14 protein-coding genes and 1 pseudogene are annotated in these 18,326 nt (G+C 73.7%); 6 read left to right on the top strand and 9 right to left on the bottom strand.

Annotation, left to right across the window (positions count from 1 at the left end; translation table 11 throughout):
• Positions 1–187: 187 nt before the first annotated feature.
• Positions 188–2,296, top strand: a complete 2,109-nt coding sequence (gene glgX, locus ACIRU3_RS10065; RefSeq protein ID WP_404054049.1) for a glycogen debranching protein GlgX — start codon at positions 188–190, stop codon at positions 2,294–2,296.
• Here glgX and ACIRU3_RS10060 read toward each other — a convergent pair.
• Positions 2,293–3,588: an MFS transporter gene (locus ACIRU3_RS10060; protein ID WP_404054046.1), complete on the bottom strand. Its 1,296-nt coding sequence runs from the start codon at positions 3,586–3,588 to the stop codon at positions 2,293–2,295. The genes glgX and ACIRU3_RS10060 overlap by 4 nt on opposite strands.
• 81 nt (positions 3,589–3,669) lie before the next feature.
• Here ACIRU3_RS10060 and treY point away from each other — a divergent pair, with 81 nt between their 5' ends.
• The gene (treY, locus tag ACIRU3_RS10055; RefSeq protein WP_404054043.1) at positions 3,670–6,039 is read left to right on the top strand and encodes a malto-oligosyltrehalose synthase; all 2,370 of its coding nucleotides are present in this window, start codon (positions 3,670–3,672) and stop codon (positions 6,037–6,039) included.
• A 22-nt stretch (positions 6,040–6,061) separates the two neighbouring features.
• On the opposite strand, the gene ACIRU3_RS10050 is transcribed toward treY, so the two are convergent.
• Positions 6,062–7,009 carry a LysR family transcriptional regulator gene (locus ACIRU3_RS10050; RefSeq protein WP_404054040.1) on the bottom strand — a complete coding sequence of 316 codons (948 nt, stop codon included), beginning with the start codon at positions 7,007–7,009 and terminating at the stop codon, positions 6,062–6,064.
• Positions 7,010–7,127: 118 nt separating this feature from the next.
• On the opposite strand from ACIRU3_RS10050, the gene lpdA reads away from it, so the two are divergent.
• The gene (lpdA, locus tag ACIRU3_RS10045) at positions 7,128–8,579 is read left to right on the top strand and encodes a dihydrolipoyl dehydrogenase (RefSeq protein WP_404054432.1); all 1,452 of its coding nucleotides are present in this window, start codon (positions 7,128–7,130) and stop codon (positions 8,577–8,579) included.
• A 134-nt stretch (positions 8,580–8,713) separates the two neighbouring features.
• Entirely contained in the window at positions 8,714–9,964 is a 1,251-nt protein-coding gene (locus ACIRU3_RS10040; RefSeq protein ID WP_404054037.1) for a M14 family zinc carboxypeptidase, read from the top strand.
• 54 nt (positions 9,965–10,018) lie between these two features.
• Here the strand turns inward: ACIRU3_RS10040 and ACIRU3_RS10035 are convergent, their stop codons facing one another.
• Positions 10,019–10,435, bottom strand: coding sequence for an SSI family serine proteinase inhibitor (locus ACIRU3_RS10035; RefSeq protein ID WP_404054034.1), 417 nt, complete (start codon positions 10,433–10,435; stop codon positions 10,019–10,021).
• A 103-nt stretch (positions 10,436–10,538) separates the two neighbouring features.
• Positions 10,539–11,090: an FHA domain-containing protein gene (locus ACIRU3_RS10030; protein WP_404054031.1), complete on the bottom strand. Its 552-nt coding sequence runs from the start codon at positions 11,088–11,090 to the stop codon at positions 10,539–10,541.
• Between the two features lie 174 nt (positions 11,091–11,264).
• Between ACIRU3_RS10030 and treZ the strand changes: the two genes are divergently transcribed.
• Positions 11,265–13,010: a malto-oligosyltrehalose trehalohydrolase gene (treZ, locus tag ACIRU3_RS10025; RefSeq protein ID WP_404054028.1), complete on the top strand. Its 1,746-nt coding sequence runs from the start codon at positions 11,265–11,267 to the stop codon at positions 13,008–13,010.
• An 8-nt stretch (positions 13,011–13,018) separates the two neighbouring features.
• Here treZ and ACIRU3_RS10020 read toward each other — a convergent pair whose 3' ends face one another.
• The 4 genes from ACIRU3_RS10020 to ACIRU3_RS10005 all read right to left on the bottom strand — a co-directional run bounded on the left by ACIRU3_RS10020 (position 13,019) and on the right by ACIRU3_RS10005 (position 16,961).
• Complete coding sequence (locus tag ACIRU3_RS10020) at positions 13,019–13,963, bottom strand: aminoglycoside phosphotransferase family protein (RefSeq protein WP_404054025.1); 945 nt, start codon at positions 13,961–13,963, stop codon at positions 13,019–13,021.
• A gap of 53 nt (positions 13,964–14,016) precedes the next feature.
• Entirely contained in the window at positions 14,017–15,144 is a 1,128-nt protein-coding gene (locus tag ACIRU3_RS10015; RefSeq protein ID WP_404054022.1) for an aminopeptidase P family protein, read from the bottom strand.
• Positions 15,145–15,358: 214 nt separating this feature from the next.
• The gene (locus ACIRU3_RS10010; protein ID WP_404054019.1) at positions 15,359–15,922 is read right to left on the bottom strand and encodes a PDZ domain-containing protein; all 564 of its coding nucleotides are present in this window, start codon (positions 15,920–15,922) and stop codon (positions 15,359–15,361) included.
• A gap of 172 nt (positions 15,923–16,094) precedes the next feature.
• A complete protein-coding gene (locus ACIRU3_RS10005) occupies positions 16,095–16,961 on the bottom strand; it encodes a LysR family transcriptional regulator (protein ID WP_404054017.1) in 867 nt (288 codons plus the stop codon).
• A 93-nt stretch (positions 16,962–17,054) separates the two neighbouring features.
• Here ACIRU3_RS10005 and ACIRU3_RS10000 point away from each other — a divergent pair, with 93 nt between their 5' ends.
• A complete protein-coding gene (locus tag ACIRU3_RS10000; RefSeq protein WP_404054014.1) occupies positions 17,055–17,789 on the top strand; it encodes a hypothetical protein in 735 nt (244 codons plus the stop codon).
• Positions 17,790–17,800: 11 nt separating this feature from the next.
• On the opposite strand, the pseudogene ACIRU3_RS09995 reads toward ACIRU3_RS10000, so the two are convergent.
• Positions 17,801–18,316: pseudogene (locus ACIRU3_RS09995) on the bottom strand (multicopper oxidase domain-containing protein); the annotation flags it as partial.
• Between the last annotated feature and the right edge of the window lie 10 nt (positions 18,317–18,326).

The raw sequence follows: 18,326 nt of genomic DNA, 5'->3' as shown, positions 1-18,326 counted from the left end.
TACTCCCCGTGCATCCCCGGGAGTACGTGTCTGCCCCACTGGTTCGGCACACGGCGGGTAGTCGCGTCGCCGTATGCGCTGGTCGGCCGGTAAGAGGGGCCCAAGTCACGGGAGGTTCCCTTACTTTCGGGCAGACTCGGGGCCAACGCGGCCCCGACGGGGCGGTACACCTGGAAGAGTCGTGTCCATGCAGGTCTGGCCTGGAGAGGCGTATCCGCTCGGCGCCACCTACGACGGCGCCGGAACCAACTTCGCGGTCTTCACGGAGGCCGCGGACCGAGTAGAGCTGTGTCTGCTGCACGACGACGGCTCGGAGACGGCGGTGGAACTGCGCGAGAGCGACGCGTTCGTGCGGCACGCGTACGTGCCGGGCGTCATGCCGGGACAGCGGTACGGGTTCCGGGTGCACGGCCCGTACGCCCCCGAGCGCGGGCTGCGCTGCAATTCGGCGAAGCTGCTGCTCGATCCGTACGCCAAGGCGGTCAGCGGCGCCGTCCGGTGGGGCGAGGAGGTGTACGGCTACCACTTCGACGCGCCGGAGCGGCGCAACGACCTGGACTCGGCGCCGCACACCATGACCTCGGTGGTGATCAACCCCTACTTCGACTGGGGCGACGACCGGCCCCCGCGCACCGGGTACCACCACACGGTGATCTACGAGGCCCATGTCAAGGGCCTGACCATGTGCCACCCGGGGCTGCCGGAGGAGCTGCGCGGCACGTACGCGGCGCTCGCGCACCCGGCGATCATCGAGCACCTGACCAAGCTGGGTGTGACAGCCCTGGAGCTGATGCCCGTGCACCAGTTCGTGAACGACCACCGGCTGGCCGACATGGGCCTGAGCAACTACTGGGGCTACAACACCATCGGCTTCTTCGCCCCGCACAACGCGTACGCCTCCTGGGGCGACCGCGGCCAGCAGGTCCTGGAGTTCAAGTCGGCGGTCAGGGCGCTGCACGAGGCCGGGATCGAGGTCATCCTGGACGTCGTCTACAACCACACCGCCGAGGGCAACCACCTGGGTCCGACGCTGTCCTTCAAGGGCATCGACAACCCGTCGTACTACCGTCTCGCGGACGATCCCCGCTACTACACGGACACCACGGGTACCGGGAACTCGCTGCTGATGCGGTCCCCGCACGTTCTCCAGCTGATCATGGACTCGCTGCGGTACTGGGTCACCGAGATGCATGTCGACGGGTTCCGCTTCGATCTCGCGGCGACCCTCGCCCGGCAGTTCCACGAGGTGGACCGGCTGTCGTCGTTCTTCGACCTGGTGCAGCAGGACCCGGTGGTCTCCCAGGTGAAGCTGATCGCCGAACCGTGGGACGTGGGCGAGGGCGGCTACCAGGTGGGCAACTTCCCGCCGTTGTGGACCGAGTGGAACGGCAAGTACCGCGACACCGTCCGGGATCTGTGGCGGGGCGAGCCGCGGGCACTCGCCGAGTTCGCCTCCCGGCTGACCGGCTCCTCGGACCTCTACCAGGACGACGGGCGCCGCCCGCTCGCCTCCATCAACTTCGTGACCTGCCACGACGGGTTCACACTGCACGACCTCGTCTCGTACGACCGCAAGCACAACAAGGCCAACGGCGAGGACGACCGGGACGGCGAGGGCCACAACCGGTCCTGGAACTGCGGGGCGGAGGGCGAGAGCGACGATCCGGACGTGCTGCGGCTGCGCGCCCGCCAGATGCGGAACTTCGTCGCCACGCTGATGCTGTCCCAGGGCGTGCCGATGATCAGCCACGGCGACGAGTTCGCGCGCACCCAGCGCGGCAACAACAACGCCTACTGCCAGGACAACGAGGTGTCCTGGGTGAACTGGCCCGAGGACGGCAGCGAGCTGCTGGAGTTCGTCCGCGCGATGGTCTGGCTGCGCCGGGACCATCCGGTCTTCAGGCGGCGGCGGTTCTTCCACGGGCGGGCGGTGGAGGGCACCCACGACGAGCTGTCCGACATCGCCTGGTTCACCCCGGAGGGCCACGAGATGGCCCAGCGGGACTGGGACTCGGCGCCGGCGTCCGCGCTGACGGTGTTCCTGAACGGCAACGCCATCTCCGAGCCCGGTCCGCGCGGCGAGCGCATCGCCGACGACTCCTTCCTGCTCATGTTCAACGCCTCCCCCGGACCGCTCGACTTCCTGGTGCCGGTCGACCACGGCCGGCAGTGGCAGGTGGTCGTCGACACGGCCCGCCCGGACGGGGTACCGCCGGGTACGGGCGCGAAGGTCGCGGCCGGTGACCGCATCACCCTGCCGGACCGCAGCCTGACGGTGCTGCAGCGGCCTGCCTAGGGAGTGCGCGCCCGCTCGCCCTCCACGCGCGCGTGGAGGGCGCTTGCGGCCTGTCCGGGGTGCGTCGGCGGGCGGGCCGTCACGGCTATGGCGAAGGCGAGCGCGGCAGCGGTGCTCGCCGCCGCGAACGCCGCCGAGGGGCCGTAGGACTCGGCGAGGCGGCCGGTGACGGCGACCGCGAGGGCCTGGCCGCCGACCAGGGCGCTGGTCGCGATGGCCATCGCCTCGGACAGCCGCGAGGGCGGCACCGTGCGCTCGGTCAGCCCGAACACCGTGATCAGATGCGGGGCGTAGGCGACCCCGAGAACGCTGACGACGGCGTACAGGCCGGGCAGGCCGTCGGTACGCAGCAGGGGCAGCGACAGCACGAGGGCGGCCCCGGTAGCCAGCCGCCAGCGCGCCGGGAGCCCGAGGCGCGCCGGTACGGCTGCCATGCCGAGACCCGCCACGGCGCTCATCACGCCCATGGCGGCGTACACGAGCCCTGCCTGGTCCTCCTGCCCGAGCCGGGCCGTGAGCGCGGTGATGCCGGCCTGACAGGCGCCGAACATGGCGCCCTGGAGGACGAGGGCGGCGCGCAGCGCGTGGACGGAGCGGGGCACGGGGGCGCGTCCGGCACGCGCGCGGGCCGGGCCGGGATCCTCGCGGGCGGGTCCGGCGGCCCGTGCCGTCGGGTGCAGGGCGAAGCCGGTGCCGCAGGTGGCCACCAGCACGGCCGCGCCGGCCAGCGCGTACGCCGGGTGGGCGAGGACCGCGGCAAGGCCGACCAGGGCCGGACCGAGGACGAAGGACAGTTCGTCCAGGGTGCTCTCGAAACCCAGTGCCGCGCCGACGGTGGGCTCGGGGGCGCCGGCGCGGCGGGCGAGGGCGACCAGGCGGGTGCGGGCCAGCGGGCCGACGAGCGGCACGGTGGCGCCGGCCGCGGCCCCCAGGAGGGCCAGGACGGGCGTGGGCAGGCCGGCGAGGGCGCCCATGACCAGGGCGGCCACCGCGAGCGCGTTGGCGAGCGAGCACACGAGCACGACCGCCCGCTGGCCGTGCCGGTCCGCGAGCCGTCCCACCAGCGGTCCGCAGGCCACCTGGCCGAGGGCGAGTGCACCGCCGGTGAGTCCCGCGGCAGCCAGCGAGCCGCTCGTACGGGCGACCAGCAGCACGCTGCCGAACTGGATGGTGGCCGTCGGCAGCCGCCCCAGGAAGGACACACAGGGCAGCAGCGGCCCGGTAAGACCGATCACCTCGCGGTACCTGTCCAGCGTGCCGCGCCGTACCCGGGGCCGTTCCTTCGTTCCCATCACTCGAAGCTAGACACGCGCGCGTGAGTCCGTGCAGGGGGCGATGACACGAAAGACGGCGGGCTGGGTACGTAGGTTTCCATGACTCCTGCGCGACCCGGACCGGCGGTGCCCACGGCCACCTACCGGCTGCAGCTCCAGCCCGCGTTCCCGTTCGCCGCGGCGGCGGCGGCCGTACCGTACCTGGCGTCGCTCGGCGTCTCGCACCTGCATCTGTCCCCCGTCCTGGAGGCCGTCCCGGGCTCCGCGCACGGCTACGACGTCGTCGATCACACGCGCGTGCGCGAGGAACTGGGCGGCGAGGAGGGCCTGCGCGAGCTGGCCCACACCGCGCGGAAGCACGGCCTGGGCCTGGTGGTGGACATCGTGCCGAACCACATGGCCATGGCGCCCCGGCACAACCGCGCGCTGTGGGAGGTCCTGCGCGAGGGGCCCGGGTCGCCGTACGCGCGCTGGTTCGACATCGACTGGGAGGCGCAGGGCGGGCGGGTGCTGCTGCCCGTGCTCGGCGGTCCGGTGGGCTCGGAACCGGACCGTCTGGTCGTCGACGGAGACGTCCTGCGCTACTACGACCACGCCTTCCCGCTCCGCGCGGGCACCGAGGAGCTGCCGCTGCCCCGGCTGCTGGACGCTCAGTGGTACCGGCCGGTGTGGTGGCGGCTGGCCCGCACCGAGCTGAACTACCGGCGTTTCTTCAGCATCTCGGAGCTGATCGGGGTGCGGGTGGAGGACCCGGAGGTGTTCGGGGCCACCCATGCCAAGATCATCCAACTGCTGGAGGAGGGCGTGGTCGACGGGCTGCGGGTCGACCATCCGGACGGGCTCGCGGACCCCGGCGGCTACCTGGAGCGGCTGCACACGGCGACCGGCGGGCGCTGGACGGTCGTGGAGAAGATCCTCGCCGACGGCGAGCACCTGCCCGCCTCCTGGCCCGTCGCGGGCACCACGGGCTATGACGCCCTGCGCCACATCGACGGCCTGTTCACGGACCGGACCGGGGCGTACGAACTGCTGGGGCGGTACCGGTCGTTCGCCGCACCGCGGACGGACCGGGGCGGCAACTGGGACGCCACCGTGCGACGGGCCGCCTACAAGGTGGTCAGGCACGAGCTGGCCACCGAGACCGACCGGCTGACCCGGGTGGCCGCCCGGCTGTGCGCCGCCGCCCCGGACCTCTCGCTGCGCGACCGGGCGCCCTGGGCGCTGCGCACGGCTCTGGAGGAGCTGCTGGTCCGGCTGCGGGTGTACCGGCCGTACACCTCCGGTGACGCTTCCGCCGTCGTCACCGAGGCGGCCGCCGAGGAGGCCCGGCTGGCCTTCGTGGTGCCCGAGGAGGCCGAGGCCGTCGGCATGGTGCGCAGGCTGCTGGTCGAGGCGCCCGGCGACGAGTCGGCAGCGGACCACGCCGAGCGGGCGGAGTTCCGTACCCGGTTCGCGCAGACCGCCTCGGCGCTGCGGGCCAAGGCGGTGGAGGACACGGCGTTCTACCGCTATGTGCCGCTGCTGTCGGCGACCGAGGTGGGCGGCGATCCGGGCGCACCCGGCGTGTCCCCCGAGGACTTCCACGCGTACTGCGCGCGCGTGCAGCGCGACTGGCCGGACACCGGCACGGTCGTCACCACTCATGACACCAAGCGCAGCGCCGATGTGCGCGCGGCGCTGGCCGTGCTCACCGAATGCCCGGACCGGTGGGCGGAGTTGCTCGCCGAGGTGACCCTGGCCGAGGGAGGCGTACCGGACGGGCAGCTGGCCTGGGCGGCCTGGCAGACCGTGTTCGGGCTCGGTCCGGCGGAGGAGGGCCGGGTCCAGGGGGCGCTGCTGAAGCATGTGCGCGAGGCGGGCATGTACACGAGCTGGACCGAACAGGAGCCGCCGTACGAGGAGGCGGTGGCGGCCTTCGTCACGGCCGGGCCGTGCGGGCCGCCCGGGGAGCGTGTGGCCGCGTTCCGCAAGGCGCTGGCGCCGCACGTGCGGGCGAACCTGCTGGGCACCGCGCTGGTCCATCTGACGATGCCTGGGGTGCCGGACCTGTACCAGGGCACGGAGGGCCGGTACCTGGCGCTGGTGGACCCGGACAACCGGCGGCCGGTGGCCTTCCCTCCGGCGGCACCCGGCGAGAAGGACGCGCTGACGGCGGCGGCCCTGCGGCTGCGGGCCCGGCGGCCCGGCGCCTTCGGTGCGTCGGCGGCGTACGCCCCGCTCACCGCGGACGGGCCGGCGGCGGAGCACTGCGTGGCGTACGCGCGCTCCGGCGAGGTGGTCACGGCGGTCACCCGGCTGTCGCTGCGGCTGGCGGAGTCGGGCGGCTGGCGGGAGACACGACTGGAGCTGCCGCCGGGGCGGTGGACGGATGTGCTGACCCCGGGGCGGGAGTTCACGGGGCACGCGCGCGTGGCGGACCTGTTCGAGGGGCTGCCGGTGGTGCTGCTGGAGCGGGCCGGCGAGGCCTGAGGACTCTTGGGCTGACGCCCGCTCAGCCGGCCCGCGCGGCGGACGTCTCGCACTCCTCGTACTCCCGGACGGCCGAGGCGGCCGCTCCCAGGGAGGGCCAGGCGGCGCGCAGGAGGTCCACGAAGGCCTCCGCCGCCCCGGTGGGCGGCACGCGCGCGTAGACCGTCAGGGCGCGCTTCCAGGCCGGGTCGGGGGTGAGGACGACACAGTCCTCGCCGACGGCGCCGCGGACGACGTGGGCGGGTGCTGTGCACACTCCGACCCCGGCTGCGGCCATGCGTACGGCCGTCGAGGTGTGTTCGGTCCATACGGCGGTCCGGGGCCGGTATCCGGCCCGTCCGCAGGCCCAGTCGAGGAAGCGCTCGCCGTGGACGACGGGTTCCATGGCGCAGCGGATCCAGGCGCGGTCGGCGAGTTCCGGCAGCGTCACCGTCGTGCGGCCCGCGAGCCGGTCGTCGAACGGCACGACGAGGACGAGTTCCTCCTCGCCGATTGGCACGACGTCGCCGGCGGTGCCGACGGGCTCCGGGCCGACGGCCAGGTCGGCTGTGCCGCGCTGGACCGCCTCCTCCAGGGCCTCGGAGGTGGCGTACTCGTGCAGGCGCAGAAGGACCCTGGGGTGGGCCGCACGCCAGCGGGCGAAGACGTCGGGGAGGGCGCCCACGGCGATGGAGTGCAGGGCCGCGATGTGCAGTTCGCCGCCCTCGGCGCCGGCGGCGGCGCGGGCCGCGCGGCGGGCCTGGGAGGCACTGCGGACGGCAAGTTCGGCATGCGGCAGGAAGGCGCGGCCCATCGGGGTGAGGCGCACGCCGCGCGGCATGCGCTCCAGGAGTGCGCCGCCGACCGTCCTCTCCAGGGCCTTGATCTGGTGCGAGAGCGCGGGCTGGGTGACGTGCAGAGCCTCCGCCGCGCGCGTGAAGGACGCCTCCTCGACGACCGTCAGGAAGTACTCCATCTGCCGCAGGCTCATCGCCCCGCCCTCCCATAAGGATCCTGCATCGGTTCCACAAGAACATTGCCTTGGACTCATGGCAAGGGGCGGGCGGAGGGTGGACGTCATGAACACAGAGGCCATGAATACAGAGGCCATGAACACGACGGACGTCATCGTCATCGGCGGTGGCACGGGCGGCTACAGCACCGCCCTGCGCGCCGCCTCCCTCGGTCTCGGCGTCGTCCTCGTCGAACGCGACAAGGTCGGCGGGACCTGTCTGCACCGTGGCTGCATTCCGAGCAAGGCGATGCTGCACGCCGCCGAACTCGTCGACGGCATGGCCGAGGCCCGCGAACGCTGGGGTGTGAAGGCCACGCTGGACTCCGTCGACTGGTCCGCGCTCACGGCCACACGGGACGACATCGTGGCGCGCAATCACCGGGGAGTGGAGGCGCATCTGGCGCACGCGGGTGTGCGGGTGGTGCGCGGAAGCGCGCGGCTGACCGGGCCCCGCACGGTGCATGCCGAGGGCGCGTGTGAGGACGCCACGCCGGGCGCAGCCGGCGAACCCGCGCTCGGCGTGCACGACTTCACCGCGCGCCGTGGAATCGTCCTCGCGACCGGCTCACGCCCGCGCACGCTCCCGGGGCTCGCGCCCGACGGGCGGCGCGTGGTGACCAGCGACGATGCGCTGTTCGCGCCGGGGCTCCCCGCGTCCGTCCTGGTCCTGGGCGGGGGCGCGATCGGTGTGGAGTACGCCTCCTTCCACCGGTCGATGGGCGCGGAGGTCATCTTGGTGGAGGCCGCCGACCGGATCGTGCCGCTGGAGGACGCCGACGTGAGCCGGCACCTGACGCGCGGTCTGAAGAAGCGGGGCGTCGACGTGCAGGCGGGCGCGCGGCTGCTGGACGCGGAGGTGCTGGAGAACGGCGTGAGGGCGCGCGTGCGCACCGCGCGCGGGGAGACCCGGACCGTGGAGGCGGAGCGGCTGCTGGTGGCCGTCGGCCGGGTCCCGGTCACCGAGGGCCTGGACCTGGCCGCCGCCGGTCTGACGACGGACGAGCGGGGGTACGTCGCACCGGCGGACCGGAACCGGCTGGAGACGGCCGTACCGGGTGTCCATGTCGTGGGCGACCTGCTGCCGCCACCGTCGCTCGGCCTGGCCCATGCCTCCTTCGCGGAGGGCCTGCTGGTGGCCGAGACGCTGGCGGGGCTGCCGTCGGCCCCCGTGGACTACGCGGCGGTGCCCCGGGTGACGTACTCGTCCCCGCAGACCGCCTCCGTGGGGCTCGGTGAGGCCGAGGCACGTGCGCGCGGGCACGAGGTCGACGTCAACACGATGCCGCTGACGGCCGTCGCCAAGGGGATGGTGCACGGGCAGGGCGGCATGGTGAAGGTGGTCGCCGAGGCCGGCGGCGGACAGGTGCTCGGGGTGCACCTGGTCGGCCCGAACGTGTCGGAGATGATCGCCGAGAGCCAGCTGATCGTCGGCTGGGACGCCCAGCCCTCGGACGTGGCCCGGCACGTGCATGCGCACCCGACGCTGTCGGAGGCGGTGGGCGAGGTGTTCCTGACACTCGCGGGACGCGGCCTGCACCAGCAGTGAGCCCCCGGATCGCGGCAGCCCGGAGCCTTGCTCGAATGCGTCCGGGCGCCCCCTGGAGCCTCCCGACCATGTGCTTGACAGTTCACCCATGCCGTGCGGCACTGGGAGGGCGAAGCCGGGCGGACAAGTCGGGGGTGAGTCTCCTGCCGGAGCTGCGCTACCCCAGCGTTCCCGAACTGATCGCCTCCGCACGGGCGTTGGCCGCTCAGGAGCCCGGTCTGTGCTCTCTCAGACAGGTGGGCGTCTCGCGAGCCGGCCGGCCCCTGCATCTGCTGTCGGTGGGACACGCCCGCAGGGCCGTGCTGGTGGTGGCGGGCGCCCACGCCAACGAGCCGACGGGCGGCTCCACACTCCGGGTACTGGCCGAACGCGTACTGGCCGAACGGGAATTGCGGGCCGGCACCTCCTGGCACTTCCTGCTGTGCGCGGACCCGGACGGCGCGAGTCTGCATGTGACCCCGGCGCCGCGCAGCCTGCTCGACTACCACCTCGGCTTCTACCGCCCGACGGGCGCGGAGCAGCCGGAGTGGTCCCCGGCGGTCCTCCCGCCGGACCGGCTGCCCCCCGAGACCCGCACGCTGACCAGGGTGATCGACGAACTGCGCCCCTACCTCCAGGTGACGCTGCACGGCACCGATCTGGGCGGCAGCTGGGTGCAGTTGACGAAGGACGTGCCGGGCCTCGCCGAGCCGTTCGCCAAGTCCGCGGCCGAGCTGCACATTCCGGTGGAGACGGGCGCCTCGGACGCCGCGGGCTGGCCGGCCTCGGGCCCCGGGGTGCATGTGATGCCCGGCCCGGAGACGGGTGTCGCCTACCCGAGCCTGCCGGACGACGCCCGGCACAGCACCTGGTACCACGCGCATCGCTACGGCGGTCTGACGGCGGTGGTCGAGGTACCGATGTGGGCCAGCGACCTGGTGGACGACCCGGCGCCGCACCCGGCACCGGCGGCGGCGATGCGGCGCCTGGCACAGCGGCTGCTGCGGGACTCGCTGGAGGTGGAGCGGGTGCTCGCCGAGGCGCTGCCCCGGCTGGAGGGCGAGGACGGGCCGCTGCTGCGGGCCGCCCAGTGGGCCCTGGAGCTGATACCGGGGCTGGCGCAGGACTGGATCCACACGCCGCCGGCCGACACGACGATGGCGTATGTCGGCAGCGTGGACGCCTTCGGCCGGCGGCTGCCGCTGCGGGCGGCGGCGATGCTGCTGCGGGTGCTGCGGGAGACGGAAGACCGGGCGGCGCCCCGGCTGGAACGGCTCGTCGCCTCCTGGTGCGAGTCCTTCGCGGAGCGTTTCCGGGCCCGCTGGGTGCCGCTGGAGAACCAGGTGGAGCACCAGTCCCGGACGGTCCTGGTGGCGGCCCAGCAGGCACGGGAGCGGGCGGCGTGAGGTCTCCACGCCACCCTCGGCTCCCGCGTCTCCCTCGTCTCCCGTGAGCCGGGCTCAGCCGTCCAGGGCGAACACCAGTCCGGTCCGTGCGCTCATGACGCACTTGCTCGAGTACGTCTCCTGGTAGTCGACCGGCCGGCCGTTCCACTGCCCGCGCGCGTGGACGGTCAGGGGCGCGAAGATCATCGGGCAGAAGACCTTCGTCTGCGGCATGCGTGCGATGTCGCCGTCGACGGCCTCGAGTTCCGCACAGGCCTGGGCCGCGTGCGGGTGCCCCAGGGGCGGCCCGCACAGCAGGAGCGTGCCTCGTGTGTCGCCGCTCTGGGCTTCGCCGCGGGTGACGGAGAGGTAGAGCCAGTTGTCACGGGGGAAGGAGTCGCGGGGTGCCGCCTGGGCCGGGCCCGCGGCGAGCAGGCCGACGGAGACCAGCAGGGCTCCTGCGGCCGCTGCCGCTCGGGTGATGTACGTCATGCCCGATGCATCGGCACGCCGGTCCGCGTTCCCCACCCCGACTCACCCGAACGGAACCGTACGGACACCCGGCGGCGCGTCCGTTCGAATGCGGGAAAGGGCCTCAGCTCACCGCCAGCCGGAAGGCGATCCGGCCGAAGCCGACCTGGTCGCCCTCGCGGACCACGACGGCGCCGACCACCCGGCGCCCGTTGACCGTGGTGCCGTTCGTGGAGCCGAGGTCCCGGAGGACCCACATGCCGCCCTGGCGGCGCAATTCGGCATGCACACGGGAGACGGTCTCGTGATTCAGGCGCAACCCGTTCGCGGGGTCGCGGCCGATGCGCAGCGGATGGCCGCCCGCCGCCTGCGGCAGCAGCAGCTTGGGCAGCCGTTCGGCCTGCCAGGCCCGGCGGAGCCGCACGGAGAAACCGGAGACGGCCTCCACGGTGCCGAGGACCGCGCGGGAGAGGCGGTTCTCGCGGGGCAGGTCGGCGGTGAGGGCGGCGAGTTCGTCGGCGCGGCGTGCGGCGAGGGCGAGTTCCATGCGGCGCACGAACGTGTCGTGCGACAGCCGGCCCATGGCGACGCCGTCTCGCAGCACCTGCAGCGCCTTGTCACGCTCCGCGTCGGACAACCGCGCGGGGTACGTGGGGAACTCGAAAGACGACGTCACCCTGGTGATTGTCGGGCAGTGAACCCCCGGTGTCCAGAAACGGGGAAACGGTGGCCACGCGCGCGTACTTCTCACGACACCTGCCGGGAAAGGGCGGATTCGAAAGCGCATTGATCGCTTTCGCGGCACGATGGACGGGCTACATCACGGTGAGCAGACGAAGGGGAACCGTCCGTGCAGTTCGAGGTGTGGGCACCGCAGGCAGACCGTGTGACGCTCCATTGCGACGGCGCCACGCGCGCGTTGCAGCGCGATCCGGAGCGCGCCGGCTGGTGGACGGGGGAGGCGCAGGCGCAGGACGGCTCGCGGTACGGGTTCGCGCTGGACGACGGTCCGGTGCGGCCGGACCCGCGCTCGCGCCGTCAGCCGGACGGTCCGGAGGGCCTGAGCGCGGTCGTCGACCACGGGCTGTACGCATGGCGTGCCGCGTGGCCGGGGCGCGGGCTGCCGGGCACGGTTCTCTACGAACTGCACGTGGGCACGTACACCCGGGAGGGCACCCTGGACTCGGCTGCCGCCCGGCTCGAGCACCTGGCGGAAGTGGGCGTCACCCACGTGGAGTTGATGCCGCTGTGCCCCTTCCCGGGGCGCCACGGGTGGGGGTACGAGGGGGTGTCGCCGTGGGCGGTGCACGAGCCGTACGGCGGCCCCGACGCACTGAAACGGTTCGTGGACCGGGCCCACGAGCTCGGTCTCGGCGTCGTCCTGGACGTCGTGCTCAACCACTTGGGTCCGTCGGGCAACTATCTGCCGCTGTTCGGCCCGTACTTCACGGACACGCACCACACGCCGTGGGGCGCGGCGGTGAACCTGGACGCGCCCGGCTCCGACGAGGTGCGCGCGTATCTCCTCGGCAGCGCGCTGGCGTGGCTGCGGGACTACCGGATCGACGGGCTGCGGCTGGACGCGGTGCACGCGCTGTACGACACGCGCGCGTGCCACTTCCTGGAAGAGCTGTCGGCGGCCGTCGACGGCCTCGCGGCCGAACTGGACCGCCCGCTGTTCCTGATCGCCGAGTCCGACCTGAACAACCCGCGGATCATCACCCCGCGCACGGCGAACGGCCTCGGACTGCACGCGCAGTGGAACGACGACTTCCATCACGCCGTGCACACCGCGCTGACCGGCGAGTCCCAGGGCTACTACGCCGACTTCGCGCGCGCCCCGCTCGCCGCGCTCGCCAAGACGCTCTCCGGCGGCTACTTCCACGACGGCACGTACTCGAGCTTCCGGGGCCGCGGTCACGGCCGTCCGCTGGACCGGGCGCGGGTGGCCGGACACCGGCTGCTGGGCTACAGCCAGACCCACGACCAGGTCGGCAACCGGGCACAGGGCGACCGTCTGTCGGCCCTCCTCTCCCCCGGCCTGCTGGCCTGCGCCGCCACGCTCACACTGACCGCGCCGTTCACGCCGATGCTGTTCATGGGCGAGGAATGGGCGGCGGGCACGCCCTGGCAGTTCTTCACCGACCACACGGACCCGGACCTGGCCGAGGCGGTACGGCAGGGCAGGCGACGGGAGTTCGCGCAGCACGGCTGGGCCGAGGAGGACGTACCGGACCCGCAGGACCCGGCGACCAGGGAGCGGTCCTGCCTCGACTGGTCGGAGCCGGAACGCGAGCCCCACGCGCGCGTGCTGGCCTGGTACCGGCGGCTGATCGCGCTGCGCCGGGAGCAGCCGGACCTCACCGATCCCGACCTCGCGGACACGAAGGTGGCCTACGACGAGGAGGCCCGCTGGCTGGCGTTCCGGCGCGGGGACGTCCGGGTGGCGGTGAACCTCGGCAAGGAGCCGGCCGCGATCCCGCTGGGCACGGGCCGGGTCCAGCTACTGGCCGCGTGGGACCCGGTGGAGGCCCCGGGCCCGGACGGGCTGCTGCAGGTGCCCGGGGAGTCGTGCGTGGTGCTGATCCAGCCCTGAGCCGCGCCCTACGGCTCCGTCTCGTCGTCCTTGAACTCGGTCACCCGCTCCAGCAGGATCGGCTCCCAGACGCGCCGCAGCTGGATCCGCAACAGTGGCAGGGAGCCGGCGGCCCGGCCTTCGAGGCGGTCGGTGAGGCGGAGGACGGTGTCGCAGCGGGCGAGCCACAGGCCGCGCAGGCAAGGGCGGGCGCCGTAGCCGGCCAGGGTGGCGGCGCGGACCGCGGCCGGGGAGCCGACGGCGACGGCGAGCCCGGCGATGTCCTCGGCGGGGTCGCCGACGGCTGCCCGGGTCCAGTCGAGGACGCCCCGGACCCGCCCGTCCGCGCTGACCACCACGTGCTCGCCGGTCAGGCCGTGGTGGGTGAGGACGGCGCTGCCGTGCTGTGCGGCGAGCTGGGCGGCGCCCGGCGGGGTGAGCTGGAGCAGGCGGGCGGCGTCGAACTCGTCGGCGGCGGCCAGCCGTTCGGCCGCGTGCACGGCCATGCGGCGCAGCGCCTCCAGGGAGCGCGGCGCGGTGCGCGGCACGCCGAGCGTCTCGGCCTGCCGCTGGGGCACCGCACGCAGTCCGCCGAGCAGCCCGGCGAGGTCGGCCTCACCGACCGCGGAGACGTCGTGCTCGTCGGCGGTGCCGCCGGGCAGTTTGGTGTCGAGGGTGTAGGCGAGGCCGGGTGCCCAGTCGCCGTGGGCGACGCTGACCGGGACGGCGACCGGCACATGCGGGCGGATCAGATCGCGCAGGCGCAGTTCACGGCGGCGACGGACCGAGGCGTCGTGGTCGGGAGCGAGGCGCAGCACATGGCGGGTGCCGACCCACCAGGTGTGCTCGCGGCCCTCGGTGACGGGCCGGACGTCGGGCCCCTCGCCGCCGTCCGCGGTCTGCCTGCTCTCCTTGAGCAGCGAACGGACGAGTCTGCGGACGGAGTCCGCGGTGGGGGTCGGTGCCTGGGTCATGGGTCGCGCCGTAGCCGTTCCGGGAGGTCGTCGAGGGTGTGTCTCCTGGTCGCTCAGTCCACTATGACCATCTCACGGGTGGTGTTGTTGAGGCGGCGGCCGCCGTCCCCGGTCACCGCGACGATGTCCTCGATACGCACGCCGAAGCGGCCGGGCAGGTAGATACCGGGCTCCACGGAGAAGCACATGCCGGGCACGAGGGACTGTTCCTCGCCCTCGATCATGTACGGCGGCTCGTGCGTGGTGACGCCGATGCCGTGGCCGGTGCGGTGGATGAAGTACTCGCCGTATCCGGCCTCGGTGATCACCGCGCGGGCGGCGCGGTCGACCTCCTGGCAGGCGACGCCCGGGCGTACGGCACGGAAGCCCGCCTCCTGGGCGGCGCGCACGATGTCGTGGACCGTGCGTTCCTCCTCGGCCGGCTCGCCGACGTGGACCGTGCGGGTGGTGTCGGAGCCGTAGCCGTCCTTGAGGCCGCCGAAGTCGAGGACGACCATGTCGCCGTCCTGGATGACGCGGTCGCCGACCTCGTGGTGCGGGTTGGCGCCGTTGGGGCCCGAACCGACGATGGTGAAGTCGACCTGGGAGTGCCCGAAGCGGCGCAGCAGGTCGGCGAGGTCGTGGCCGATGTCGGACTCGCGGCGGCCGGCGAAGGGGACTTTCCGGATCTCCTCGAACGCCTGGTCCGCAGCCGCTCCCGCGGCCGCCAGCAGCTCCAGCTCGGCCGCGTCCTTGACGGCGCGCAGCATGGGCAGGGCGTCGGTGAGGGAGGCGTAGGAGGTGCCGGGCAGGGTGCGCTGGAGGCCCAGCAGGTGCATCGCCCAGGTGTTGTCGCTGATGCCGAAGCGGCCGCTCCCGTCGAGGAGGGCGGCGGTGACGGCGTAGGGGTCCTTGCCGTCGGTCCAGTCGCGCAGGGTGAGGGCGGACGCGCCGGTCGCGTGCTCGGCGTCCGGTGCCTCCAGGGTGGGCACGACGAGCACGGGGTCGTGCCCCGGGGTGAGGACCAGCACGGTGAGCCGTTCGGTGACCGCGGTGGGCGTGTAGCCGGTCAGCCACACCATGTCCGGTCCCGGCGCCACGAGCAGTCCGGCGAGGCCGGCGTCGGCGGCCGACCGCGCGGCGCGCTCCATACGGGCCGTGTAGTCGTCGGCGGTGAAGGGCGCGGGCGTACTACCGGTCATCCGGGCCTCCGTGCGCGGTCGAGGGGGCGGGTCGAAGCGGCCTCGGGCAGCATCCTGCCGGGCCGGACGGGGCGGCGCGAGCCGATCGCGGAGTCACATGGCGGCGGTCCGCGGAGATGGGGCTCGGCATGGGGCCATCATGGCGCGTGGGGCGTGGGGCGACCAGCGGATTTCCCGACGTGTCCGGGCACCCGGGACCGGGCTCGGGCCGCGGTCAGGTCACGACACCCGGAACGACCGTCAGCTGCTGGTAGCCGCCGCTGGGGTGGCGCACGGTGAGGGTCACCGCCGTTCCGGGGCGGGCGTGGGCGACGGCCCGGGCGAGGTCCGCGGCCGTGTCGAGACGGGTGCTGCCGAACTGCAGCAGGACGTCGCCGCGGATCAGGCCCGCCGTGTAGCCGGGTCCGGGCACGTGGACGCCCACCACCTGCGCGCCGTCCTTCTGGGCGTCGACCGCCTCCACGCCCAGGGTCACGCCGGCCCGGGCCTCGGCGGGGCTCGGGGACGCGGAGGGTACGGGCTTGACCGGGGGGCTGTGCGGCGGGACCTGACGCTGCAGCTCGGCCAGCCTGCTCATGCCGATCACCGTGGCGCCGACCGTGCCGAGTCCGACCCCGGAGAGCACCAGGACGGTGCCGGTGAACAGCCCGAACAGCAGGGTCCTGATCCGCCGGCCGCGTCGGCGCGCGGCGTGCGGGCGCCGGACGGAGTCGGGAGTGCCGCTCCCCCGCCGCTCCTGACCGGGCATCGGCTTGGGACGCAACGCAGTCTGATCCATGGTTCGCTCGCCTCCGCCTGGTGCTCTACCCGGGGCGCCGGTCCACCACGAGACACGAACGAGTGAGACTGGCCGGAGCGTGGCGGAGGGTAGTCATGGCCGTGGAGGCGACGACGGCGGGGCGCTCCTCGGGGACACGGGTGGGGGACACGCGCGGCCGGCCGGTCGGCCGTCAGGCGGCGTCCACCAGTCGCCCGAGCAGCTCGGCCGCCGCTCCCCCCGGTGCGCCGCCGTGCAGGAGTTCGGTGCGGTGCACGACGCGTGGTGCGGTGAGCGGGACGGCGACCGTGCCCGGGATGCCCGTGGCCGTCGGGCGGGGCAGCAGGGTGAGGCCGTGGCCGGCGGCCGCGAGGGCGGTGAGGGTGCGGACGTCGGTGCCCTCGTAGCGCAGGGCGGGGCGGAAGGCGCCGCCGCCGTTGGCGGTGCGCAGATGGGCGAGCGGGAGGGCCGCGTCGGGTGCGTCGAGCCAGCGGGCGTCGGCCAGGTCGCCGAGACGCAGGCCGGTGCGGCCGGCGAGGGGGTGGCCGGCGGGCAGCAGGACGCTGACGGGTTCCTCGGTGACGCCGTGCGTGGTCAGGGGTGCCACGTCGGGCAGCCGCAGCGGATCGCTGGGGGCGGCGAGGCCGTCGACCAGGCCGAGGTCGGCGGTGCCGGTGGCGACGGCGGCGGGGATCTCGTCCCGGCTGAGGACGCGCAGGGTCACGCCCGCCGCCGGCAGCGCGCCGAGGACGCCGGGGCCGAGGGCGGTCGGCGTGGTGGCGAGGGTCAGGCCGTGCGCGGGCGCGGCGGCCATGCGGGCGACGTCGGCGCGGGCCGCGTCCAGGCGCAGCAGCAGCGGGCCCGCGTGCTCCAGGAGCCGTTCGCCCGCGGCGGTGGGCGTGACGGGCCGCCGGGTGAGCAGGGGCGTGCCGAGGTCCTGTTCGAGCGCGGCGATGTGCTGGGACACCGCGGACTGGGTGTAGCCCAGCTCGCGCGCGGCCTCGGAGAAGGAGGCGAGGCGGGCCACGGCGACGTAGGTGCGCAGCAGATGCGGGTCCATGGGGCACAGGATGCCACTCCATCAGCAACGCTTATGGACCGTGCAGGATTCATCGTTGGACGTGAACCACGGGTGGCTCCCAGGATGAACGGCATGACGAACTCCGCGGCTCGCACCGCCACCCTCGCCCTCGTCGGGGACCGTTCCCCCAACGTCGTCTCGCACACCCGGATCCCGCTTCTGCTGAACGCCCTCGCCGAACGCGACCGGCTGGTCCTGGACGCCTACTGGATCGCGTCCGAGGACGCGGAGGCAGAGGACGCGGTGCGTGGCTTCGACGCCGTCTGGGTGCTGCCGGGCAGCCCGTACCGCAGCGAGGCGGGTGTCCTCGCCGCCGTCCGCACCGCGCGCGAGGAGGGCATCCCGTTCCTCGGCACGTGCGGCGGCTTCCAGCACGCGCTGCTGGAGTTCGCCCGGAACGTGTGCGGACTGACCCGGACCGCGCACGCCGAGAACGACCCCGGTGCCGAGGACCTGCTCATCGAGCCGCTGTCCTGTTCCCTGGTCGGCCACGAGGCCGCCGTGGCCATCGGACCGGGTTCGCTCGCCGAGTCCGTGATCGGCTCGCCGCGCACGGTCGAGCGGTACTTCTGCGCGTACGGCCCCTCCCGTCATCTCGACACGCTCCGCGCCCACGGCCTGCGGTTCTCCGGGCACGACGAGGACGGGCAGGTCCGGGTGGCCGAACTGCCGGGCCATCCCTTCTTCCTGGCCACACTGTTCCAGCCGGAGCTGTCCGGCGACGGCTCGCGTCCGCACCCGGTGGTGCGGGCGCTGGCGCGAGCCGCGGTCGAGCACGCGGGCCGGGTGGAGCGCCGGCCCGCGTGACCTGAGCGGGGTCACCCGGTGTGGCCCCCGCCGTGGCCGCCGTGTGCCCCGCCGTGGTCGAACTTCATGGCCTCGGCCGGCATGACGACGAAGGGCCGCATCATGCCCATGTCCTCGTGCTCCAGCAGGTGGCAGTGGTACATGAACCGGCCGTACGCCCCGTCGAACCGGCCCATGACGCGCAGGATCTGCCCGCCGGGGACCCGGAAGACGTCCTTGTGGCCCAGCTCGTTGGGCGCGAGCGGAATCCGGGTGCCCGCGTCGTGGGCGATGGGGGTGCGGGTGCCGCCCACTGTCGGGTCGAAGCCCGAGACGTCGTAGGCGTCCCGGCCCAGCAGCTGGAAGTCGGCCAGGTGGATGTGCATCGGGTGGACGATCGGTGCGAGGTTGAGGAAGCTCCACTGTTCGTGGCTGCCCTCGGCGATGGTGAAGCCGAGACCGTCGTTGAACGTCCGAGCCGTGCGCCGGTACGTCTTGGTCCTGCCGTCCGCCCCGGTGAGCTGGATGACGCCGACGGCGGGAAGGCGGGGCGCAGGG

The sequence above is a fragment of the Streptomyces sp. NPDC101151 genome (assembly GCF_044768335.1).
GTDB lineage: Bacteria > Actinomycetota > Actinomycetes > Streptomycetales > Streptomycetaceae > Streptomyces.
Note: the sequence above shows the minus strand (reverse complement) of the source record. Positions and strands in the feature narration are given on the sequence as shown.